This window comes from Streptomyces sp. NPDC020742 (assembly GCF_040641675.1).
In the GTDB taxonomy this organism is placed as follows: domain Bacteria; phylum Actinomycetota; class Actinomycetes; order Streptomycetales; family Streptomycetaceae; genus Streptomyces.
The window spans coordinates 1-9,132 of the sequence record NZ_JBFAEA010000053.1 but is presented as its reverse complement, the minus strand read 5'-3'; the positions used below and the strand labels follow the sequence as shown (position 1 = coordinate 9,132).

Sequence of the window (9,132 nt, the reverse complement as noted above, 5' to 3'; positions counted from 1 at the left end):
GCGGCGTTGGAGGGGGTGGTGGCGAATCGTCGGGCGCGGGGGTTGGTGGGGAGTGTGGTGGCGTGGGGTCCGTGGGCTGGTGGGGGGATGGTGGAAGCCGACGGCTCTGAGGAGCATCTGCGGCGTCGTGGGTTGAAGCCGATGGACCCAGCCTTGGCAGTGGAAGCGTTGGGCGCGGCCGTGGGTGGTGGTGAGGCCGGGGTTGTGGTGGCGGATATGGACTGGGAGCGGTTCGTTCCGGCGTTCACTAGTGGCCGGCCCAGTCCACTGCTGGAAGACCTCCCGGAAGTCGCTGCCCTGACACGTGGCTCATCTGACTCACCTGGCTCATCTGACTCACTCGGCTCACCGGGCTCATCCCGTCAGGCAGTCGGCGACGAAGGTCCGTCCTTCCTCAACGGGCTCGCCGACGCGTCCGCGGTGGAGCGTTCACAAGCCGTGCTGGACCTCGTGCGCACCCATACGGCAGCCGTTCTCGGACTCCGGGGGCTGAGGTCCGTGGAGCCCGCAAAGGCATTCCGGGACCTGGGATTCGACTCGCTCACCGCGGTCGAGTTGCGCAACGGACTGAACGCCGAAACCGGAATGCAACTCCCCGCCACCTTGGTCTTCGACTACCCGACACCTCAACTTCTCGCGGAGCACGTGGACGACACGCTGTTCGGCGCCGCAGAGGTCGAGCCGGAGCAGGCCCTGCTGGCCGACCTGGACCGTCTGGCCAGCGCGATTTCAGGAATTTCCCAAGAGAACGAGGTCAGAGGGCTCGTCGAGGCCCGTCTTCGGAGCATGCTGTCCGGGCTGGGAGGTGTGGCCGAAGGCGAGGCGAAGTCCGCCGTCTCCCAGCAGCTGGATGCGGCTACGGACGACGAGATCTTCGATTTCATCAATCAGGAGCTCGGCCGTTCCTGAACGCCGCGGGTGAACCGTTCCGGTCAACAACGTATGGGGCAAGTTCCACATGGCGAATGAAGAACGGCTGCGGGACTATCTCAAGTGGGTCACCGCCGACCTGCACGAGACGCGTCGGCGCCTGCAGGAGCTGGAGTCGCAGCAGCAGGAGCCCATCGCGATCGTCGGGATGAGCTGCCGCTTCCCCGGCGGGGTGAACTCGCCGGAGGAATTCTGGAGCCTGCTGGAACGGGGCGAGGACGCCATCTCGGAGTGGCCCCAGGACCGTGGCTGGGACACCCAGGCGCTGTACGACCCGGAGGCGCGGGAATCGGGAACGAGCTACTCGTGCAAGGGCGGCTTCGTCTACGACGCCACCGAATTCGACCCCGGCTTCTTCGGCATCTCCCCGCGTGAAGCACTCGCGATGGACCCGCAGCAGCGGCTGCTGCTGGAAGCCTCCTGGGAGGCTTTCGAGGGTGCCGGAATCGACCCGTTGGCGGTACGGGGTAGTCGCAGTGGCGTCTTCGTCGGATGCAGTAACCAGGAATACGGAGCCGGCCTGCGCGATGTCCCCGACGATGTCCGAGGGCATCTTCTGACCGGCAACTCGACGTCGGTCGTGTCGGGCCGTGTCGCTTATGCTCTGGGGCTCGAGGGTCCCGCCGTAACGGTCGACACCGCATGCTCCTCCTCCCTGGTGGCGTTGCACCTGGCCGCGCAGGCACTGCGGTCGGGCGAATGCACCCTCGCTCTGGCGGGTGGCGTCACGGTGATGTCGACGCCGGGTGCGTTCGTCGAGTTCAGCCGTCAGCGTGGGCTGGCGGCGGACGGCCGGTGCAAGGCGTTCGCGGAGGCCGCGGACGGCACGGGGTGGGCCGAGGGCATCGGAATGCTGGTGCTGGAGCGGCTGTCGGATGCCCGGCGGAATGGCCACCGGGTGCTGGCGGTGGTGCGCGGTACGGCGGTGAACCAGGACGGTGCGTCGAACGGCCTGACGGCGCCGAATGGTCCGTCGCAGCAGCGGGTGATCCGGCAGGCGTTGGCGAGTGCGGGCCTTTCGGCCGCGGACGTCGATGCGGTGGAGGCCCATGGCACCGGCACGACCCTTGGTGACCCGATCGAGGCGCAGGCGCTGCTCGCCACGTACGGTCAGGACCGGGCGGTGGACCGTCCGTTGTGGCTGGGTTCGGTGAAGTCCAACATTGGACACACCCAGGCCGCGGCCGGCGTGGCGGGCGTCATCAAGATGGTGCTGGCGCTGGAGCACGGTGTGCTGCCGCAGACCCTGCACGTGGACCAGCCGTCGACGCACGTGGACTGGTCGGCGGGGCACGTCCAGCTGCTGACCCAGGCGGTGCAGTGGCCGGAGACGGAGCGGCTGCGCAGGGCGGCCGTCTCGGCGTTCGGCGTGAGCGGAACGAACGCACATGCCGTACTGGAGCAGGCCCCCGAGGTCGAAGCGGAGGCGGAAGCCGAAGCCGATGCAAAGTCCGACGCAAAGTTCGACGCAGAGGCTGGCGTCGGCGCGGAAGGCGACGCGGGAGCCGACACCGCCCCCGTGCGTGTTGCGGCGCACGAGGCCGGTGACCAGGGCACCCTTCGGCTGCCGATCCTGCCCTGGGTGCTCTCGGCGCGCGGCAACGCCGCCCTACGTGAGCAGGCCGGCAGGCTGCTCGCCCATCTCGACGCTCACCCCGAGCATGACCTGCGGGACCTGGCCCGTTCGCTCGCCACGACGCGTGCCGCACTGGACGACCGTGCGGTGGTCCTCGGCACCGGCCGCGACGCACTGATCGCGGGACTCAGCTCCCTCACCCGAGGCGAACACGCGGCAAGCGTCGTACGAGGAACAGCGCAGACGGGCGCGAAGACCGCCTTCCTGTTTGCGGGGCAGGGGGCGCAGCGGCCTGGGATGGGCCGGGAGTTGTACGAGGCGTTCCCGGTGTTCGCGGAGGCGTTCGATGAGATCTGCGCGCACTTCGACGGCGAGCTGGAGCTCGAACTGCCCCTGCGGGACGCGGTGTTCGGTGTGGACACCGGTGACGGCAGCAGCGATGGCAGCCACGCCGACGTCCGGATCGACGGAGCCGACGACGACGCCGGAACCAACGACGACGCCGGAACCAACGACGACGCCGGAACCAACGACGACGGCCGCGGGAACGCCGAGTTGCTGCACCGCACCGCGATCACGCAGCCCGCCCTGTTCGCCGTCGAGGTGGCGCTGTTCCGGCTGGTCGAATCGTTCGGCGTCCGGCCGGACTTCCTGCTCGGGCACTCCGTCGGAGAACTCGCCGCCGCACACGTGTCCGGCGTCCTCTCGCTGGCCGATGCCTGCCGGCTGGTGGCGGCGCGGGGCCGGCTGATGCAGGCCCTGCCGTCCGGTGGGGCGATGGTCTCGCTCCAGGCGTCGGAGGGCGAGGTCCTGGAGCTGCTGGAGGCGCAGGGCCTGGGGCAGCGGGTGAGCGTGGCGGCGGTGAACGGGCCGCAGGCGGTGGTGATTTCGGGTGCGGAAGCGGCGGTGGCGGAGGCCGCCGACCGTTTCGCCGCCCAGGGCCGGAAGGTGAAGCGCCTGTCGGTGAGCCACGCCTTCCACTCGCCGTTGATGGAGCCGATGCTGGCCGAGTTCCGCGCCGTCGCCGAGAGCATGACGTACGCCGAGCCCGGTATCCCGGTCATCTCCAACGTCACCGGTGCACTCGCTTCGACCCGCGAACTGACCTCCCCGGACTACTGGGTGCGCCACGTCCGCGAGGCCGTACGCTTCGCCGACGGCATCCGCTGGCTGGAGGAACACAGCGTCGCCCGTTCCCTCGAAATCGGTCCCGACGGCACCCTCACCGCCCTGGCCCAGGCCTGCCACGGCACTGCCGAGCAGGTGGCGGTACCGGCCCTGCGCCGGGACCGGTCCGAGGCGCAGCACCTGGTGACCGCCCTTGCGCAGCTGCATGCGCACGGTGCCGCACTCGACTGGGCCGCCTTGCTGCCGGGGGCCGCTGCGGTCGGCCTGCCGACCTATCCGTTCCAGCGCCGGCGCTACTGGCTGGAGCCCTCGGCAGCCGAGGCCCAGGACGCTGCACACGCCGCGTCCACCGGCGCCCTCGCCCTCGACGACGGCGCAGAAGCCTCGTTCTGGGACGCGATCGAACGCGGCGATGCGGCGGCCCTGGCGGACGAGTTGGCCCTGCCTGGCGACGCCTCATGGGACGAGGCGCTGACCGCCCTCTCCGTGTGGCGGCGGCAACGGCACGAGCGGGCGCTGACGGACGGATGGCGCTACCGGGTCGAGTGGAAGCCGCTCCCGACGCAGACGGCCACGGCGCTCGCCCCGCGGCCCGGCATGGAACCTGCCCGACAGGGCGGCGTGGAGCCCGCCCCGCAGCCCGACGCGGTGCTCGGAACGCAGGCAGCCACGGCGTTCGCCCCCCAGCCCGAAGCGGTGTTCGGCGAGCCGGCGGGTGTGCCGGGCGGCACCGCGTTCGGCGGGCGCTGGCTGGCGCTGGTGGCAGCCGGGGACACCCGTGCCGAGACCCTCGTGCAGGGCCTGACCGTGCGCGGCGCACGGATCGTACGGGTGGAGTGGGCCGCGGACCAGGACCGTGCGGCGCTGGCGGAGACCCTGCGGGCAGCCGCCGCGGACGAGCCGGTGGCCGGCGTACTGGCAGTGAGCGCCGCCCACCAGTCGGTGTCCGATGCGGTGACGGCAGGAACCGAACACCTGCCGTCCTCCGGGGCGCCGGCGGCGGGCGGTACGCACCAGCCCGCGTACGCCGTGCCGATGGTGGGCGGCGGCGCTGAGGCGGCGCGTACCGCGGCACTGGTGCAGGCCGTGGGTGAGGCGGGTGTCGGTGGGCGCCTGTGGGTGCTGACCCGTGGAGCGGTGTCCATCGGCCGGTCTGACGACGCCCCGGACCCGGGACAGGCCGCCGTATGGGGGCTGGGCCGGGTGGCCGCCCTGGAGCACCCGGACCGGTGGGGCGGCCTGGTCGACCTCCCGGAGGCGGTGGACCGCCGGGCCCTGGACCGGCTGGCTCAGGTCCTGGCCCACGGCACCGAGGACCAGGTAGCGATACGCGCATCCGGCGCCTTCGGCCGCAGGCTCGCCCCTGCACCCGCCCCCGCCCCGTCGTCCGGTGCGGACCCCGCCGACGGCTGGCGCCCGCAGGGCACGGTGCTGATCACCGGGGGAACGGGTGCCCTGGGCGCCCGTGTCGCCCGCTGGGTGGCCGCTCGGGGAGCCGAGCACGTCCTCCTCACCAGCCGGCGGGGCCCACAGGCCCCCGGCGCATCGGACCTGGAAGCGGAGCTGTCCGCCCTCGGGACCCGGGTGACCGTACTGGCCTGCGATGTCGCAGACCCGGAGGCGGTCACCACCCTGCTCGCCGAGCACCCGGTGGACGCCGTCTTCCACACCGCCGCCGTCCTCGACGACGGCGTCCTCGACTCCCTCGCCCCGGAACGCTTCGCCGCCGTCAGCCGGGCCAAGGCACTCTCGGCCTGGAACCTGCACACGGCGACCCGCGACCGAGACCTCTCCGCCTTCGTCCTGTTCTCGTCCTTCGCGGGCACCATAGGCGCCGCCGGCCAGGCCAACTACGCCGCGGCCAACGCCTTCCTGGACGCCCTCGCCGAACAGCGCGCGGCCGAAGGCCTGCCCGCCACCTCGCTCGCCTGGGGCCCGTGGGCTGGGACCGGCATGGCGAGCGACGAGGCCATGGCGCAGCGCATGCGCCGGAGCGGGGTCTGCCCGTTGCCGCCGGAGCGCGCCCTGCACGCCATGGAGCTCGCGATCAACTCCGGGGCACCCGGACTGGTGATCGCCGATATCGTCTGGGCGGACTTCTTTCCCGCCTTCACCACGGTCCGCCCCAGCCCGCTGCTCGGCGGTCTCCCCGAGGTCCGTACGGCCATCGGGAACCCGTCCCGGGGCGCGGCAGCGACCGCGGACGACGACCCCCGGGCCGAACTGAGCCACCAACTGGCGGGCCTGCAGCCGGCCGAACAGGAACGCCTGCTCACCGACCTGGTGAGGTCCCGCACGGCCGCAGTGCTGCACGCCACCGGACCCGCCGAGGTACCCGCGACCCGCCCCTTCCGGGACCTCGGCGTCGACTCACTGATCGCGGTCGAACTGCGCAACGCACTGACCGCGGCAAGTGGCGTCCCCCTCAGCGCCACCGTGGCGTTCGACTACCCGACGCCGACCGCGCTGGCCCGCTTCCTCCACACCCACCTCACCGCCCCGACGCAGCACGCCACCGAACCGTCAGCGACCCACGCGGCCCCTGGCGCCTCTTCCCTGGCCGGCCTCCCCCTCAACGGCGACCCCCTCGCACACGGACTCCCCGACGGTGACCCCCTCGCCATCGTCGGCATGAGCTGCCGCTTCCCGGGAGGCGTCGACAGCCCGGAGGCCTTCTGGCAACTGCTGTCCGAGGGCAGGGATGCCATCGGCGGATTCCCGTCCGACCGCGGCTGGGACCTCCATGCGGTCTACGACCCCGACCCGGAGCACTCGGGCACCAGCTACGTCAACGTCGGCGGGTTCCTGACGGGCGTGGACGGGTTCGAACCCGCCTTCTTCGGGATGAGCCCGCGGGAGGCGCTGGCCACGGACCCGCAGCAGCGGCTGCTGCTCGAAGTCTCCTGGGAGGCACTGGAGCGGGCCGGGATCGACCCCCACAGCCTGAGCGGCAGCCGGACGGGCGTCTTCCTCGGCATGAACGGCCAGGACTACCCGGCTCTGCTGGCCCACTCCCCGGACGATTTCGAAGGCTACGTCGGCACCGGAAGCGCCGCGAGCGTGGCCTCCGGGCGCGTGGCCTACACGCTCGGCCTGGAGGGGCCGGCGGTCACCGTCGACACGGCCTGCTCGTCTTCGCTGGTCGCCCTGCACTGGGCGTCCCAGGCCCTGCGTACGGGCGAATGCGGCATGGCTCTGGTGGGCGGTGTGACGGTGATGTCGACGCCGGGTGCGTTTGTGGAGTTCAGTCGTCAGCGTGGGCTGGCGGGGGATGGGCGGTGCAAGGCGTTCGCGGAGGCGGCGGACGGTACGGGTTGGGCCGAGGGCGTGGGCGTGCTGGTCGTCGAGCGGCTGTCGGATGCCCGGCGGAATGGCCATCGGGTGCTGGCGGTGGTGCGTGGTACGGCGGTAAACCAGGACGGTGCGTCGAATGGTTTGACGGCGCCGAATGGTCCGTCGCAGCAGCGGGTGATCCGGCAGGCGCTGGCGAGCGCCGGGCTGTCGGCCGCGGAGGTCGACGCGGTGGAGGCGCACGGTACGGGTACGGCGCTCGGTGACCCGATCGAGGCCCAGGCCCTCCTCGCTACGTACGGCCAGGAGCGGACGGCGGATCGTCCGCTGTGGCTGGGTTCGGTGAAGTCCAACATCGGTCACACCCAAGCCGCGGCCGGTGTGGCAGGTGTGATGAAGATGGTGCTGGCGCTGGAGCACGGTGTGCTGCCGCAGACCCTGCATGTGGGGCAGCCGTCCTCGCACGTCGACTGGTCGGCGGGGGATGTGCGGCTGCTGACCGAGGCGGTGGAGTGGCCGGAGGGGGAGCGGCCGCGACGGGCCGGTGTGTCCTCGTTCGGCATCAGCGGCACCAATGCGCACGTCGTACTGGAGGGTGCCCAGGAGCCAGCCCTCCCCGCTTCCGAGGCTCCCAAGGGTTCACCGGAACACCCCTCGCCCCTGCCTCTGGTACTCACGGCGCGTACCGAGCCCGCACTGCGCGCCCAGGCCGACCGCGTGCGGTCCCTCTGCGCCAACACGCCCGAACTGAGCCTGCTCGACCTGGGCTTCTCACTCGCCACCACCCGTTCCCTGCACTTCGACCACCGCGCCGTGGTGCTGGCGGACGACCCGGCATCGGCACTCGACGGCCTGACCGCACTCGCCGAAGGCACCACTTCACCGAGCGTCATCCGCGGCTCCAGGACCGAGGGCCGGCAGGCCTTCCTCTTCGCCGGACAGGGGGCACAACGCCCCGGCATGGGACGGGAGTTGTACGAGTCCTTCCCGGTGTTCGCGGATGCGTTTGACGAGGTGTGCGCGCACTTCGATGGCGTCGGCGGTGGTGCCGGAGGCGGTGGGTTGGAGCTGCCGCTGAGGGATGTGGTCTTCGGCGACGATGTGGATGCGTTGCACCAGACGGGTTACACCCAGCCGGCGTTGTTTGCGCTGGAGGTGGCGCTGTTCCGGTTGGTGGAGTCGTTCGGTGTTCGGCCGGATTTCCTGATCGGTCATTCGGTTGGTGAGTTGGTGGCGGCGTATGTGGCGGGGGTGTGGTCGCTGGAGGATGCGTGCCGGTTGGTGGCGGCGCGGGGTCGGTTGATGCAGGCGTTGCCGGCGGGTGGGGCCATGGTGTCCCTCCAGGCCGGCGAGGAGGAGGTGTTGCCGCTGCTGGTGGGGCTGGAGCAGCGGGTGAGTGTGGCGGCGGTGAACGGTCCGTCGGCGACTGTCATCGCGGGCGAGGAAGCGGCGGTGCTGGAGGTCGCCGGTCGGTTTGAGTCTCAGGGGCGGAAGGTGAAGCGGCTGTCGGTGAGCCATGCGTTCCACTCGCCGCTGATGGAGCCGATGCTGGCTGAGTTCCGTGCCGTCGCCGAGGGCGTGGCGTATGCGGAGCCGCGTATCCCGGTGGTCTCGAATGTGACGGGTGAACTGGCGACGGCGGAGGAGCTGAGGTCCGCCGAGTACTGGGTGCGGCATGTCCGCGAGGCCGTTCGCTTCGCGGATGGTGTGCGGGGGCTGGAGGAGCGTGAGGTCACTCGGTTCCTGGAGCTCGGGCCGGACGGAACCTTGACTGCCCTGGCGCAACTTTGCCTTTCGGCGCCTGATCTCCGTCTGTTCCCCACCCTGCGAAAGGACCGTGCCGAGGCTGAAGCGCTGATGGCTGCTGTGTCCCATGCGTTTGTTTGCGGTGTGGGGGTGGAGCTGGGCGCGCTGTTTGTGGGGGCGCGGCGGGTGGATGTGCCGACGTATGCGTTTCAGCGGGAGCGTTTTTGGCCGGTGAGTTCGGGTGTGGGGGTTGTGGCGGGGTGTGGTGAGGAGGCTGGTGTTGAGGGTTGGGGTTATCGGGTGGAGTGGAAGCGGTTGGAGGGGTTGGTGGGCTTTGAGGGGTTGGTAGCCGGTGGTGTGTCGGCGTCTGGTGGGCGTTGGTTGGTGCTGAGTGAGGGTGCTGGTGTGGGTGGTTGGTGTGGTGCGGTGGTGGAGGGGTTGGTTGAGCGTGGTGTTGTGGT

Annotated in this window: 2 protein-coding genes; both read left to right on the top strand. The window is 71.1% G+C overall.

The window, feature by feature from the left end; translation table 11 throughout:
* The first annotated feature begins 87 nt into the window (after positions 1-87).
* On the top strand, positions 88-909 hold the full coding sequence (locus AB0G84_RS36095) for a phosphopantetheine-binding protein (RefSeq protein ID WP_361330922.1): 822 nt from the start codon (positions 88-90) through the stop codon (positions 907-909).
* Between the two features lie 49 nt (positions 910-958).
* On the top strand, positions 959-9,132 hold an 8,174-nt coding region (locus AB0G84_RS36090; protein WP_361330919.1), incomplete at its 3' end, for an SDR family NAD(P)-dependent oxidoreductase.